The organism is Leucobacter soli, assembly GCF_042659205.1.
In the GTDB taxonomy this organism is placed as follows: domain Bacteria; phylum Actinomycetota; class Actinomycetes; order Actinomycetales; family Microbacteriaceae; genus Leucobacter; species Leucobacter soli.
Genome location: NZ_JBHSRW010000390.1, coordinates 1 through 1,188, shown reverse-complemented (window position 1 = coordinate 1,188; position 1,188 = coordinate 1). Strand labels below are relative to the sequence as shown.

Genomic DNA, 1,188 nt, shown 5'->3' with positions numbered 1-1,188 from the left:
TGCCCGGTGAGCGAGGAGCGGATCGGCCGCCGCCCGTGCCGGCGCGCCGCCCGGGTGCTCCCCGCCTGCCTCGTCATGCCCCCAACTCTAGTGTCCCGAGTCGGGCCGCTGCTCAACGCGGGTAGACCGTGAGGGCCGCCGTCCGCTCGTTCTCCGCGAGTACGGGGTAGCCCGCGAGGTCCCCGCCCGAGGCGATGCGCACGCCCGCATGCACCGGGGCGTCGCTGAAGATCCGGCTGTCGGCCGCCGCCTGCACCACGATCGCGGCGCCCGCCGGCACCCGGTAGGTCTGCTCCGCGGTGCCGGATCCGGTCACGCGCACCTCGGCCTCCTGCTCACCGGTGTTCGCGAGGACCAGCTGGCCGCGGCTCACCACCGGGACCGCGACCTCGGTGTCGACGGGCAGCTCCGGCGCCGGCGTGAACCAGGCCGTGTCGCGAAGAGTGCCGGCCGTCGTGCCCAGCACGCCGCCGACGATCGGCACGTCGGCCTCGATGACCACGGCGTTCGCCTGCTCGGGCCAGCTCTCCACCGAGAGCTCGCCGACGGCTGCACCCGAGAGCTCGATCTCGCCGAGCTCGGTCCGCGTGCCGTCGCCGTGCAGGGCGGTGACGACGGCGGTGCCGTTCCGCGCCTCGGCCGAGAGCGCGCGCACCACCATCGGGAACTCGTCGAGGTGCCCCACGTCGGTCGGACCCGCGTCGTCCGCGTCTCCGGGGTGGGCGACGCCGGGCACCACGAGGGTGGTCTCCGCCGTCAGCTGCCTGGTCACGGCGTCCACCGCGAAGGACTGCAGCCCGTCGACCTGGCCGATGCCGAGCGACGCCGTCACCGCCGCGCCCGTGCTGACCACTCGCACCGCGAGCCGGTCGCGGCCCGGCGCGTAGCCGTTGAGGGAGACGATCCGTTCGCTGCCCGCGGGCACCAGCACGCCGCTGGTCTGGGCGGAGTCGACCTGGCCCTCCTCGTCGAAGACGGTCAGCTGCACGGTGGCCGGCTTGCCCGCCGGGTTCCCGAGGTTCACGGTGGTCGAGGCGCCGACCGCGGTCGACCCGCCGACGAGCCACTGCTCGTTCGCCGGCTCCGCGCAGCTCTGGGAGGCGAGCCCGCGCAGCTCTTCCGTCTCGACGGACTGGGTCTGCGCTGCTGCGAAGGGCTGGTTCGCGGGCGCCTGCAGCACCACCGGTG

1 protein-coding gene is annotated in these 1,188 nt (G+C 74.8%); it reads right to left on the bottom strand.

Annotation, left to right across the window (positions count from 1 at the left end; translation table 11 throughout):
* Positions 1 to 112: 112 nt before the first annotated feature.
* Positions 113 to 1,188: DUF5719 family protein (locus tag ACFPZL_RS13435; RefSeq protein ID WP_382335878.1), on the bottom strand; the 1,076-nt coding region annotated here is incomplete at its 5' end.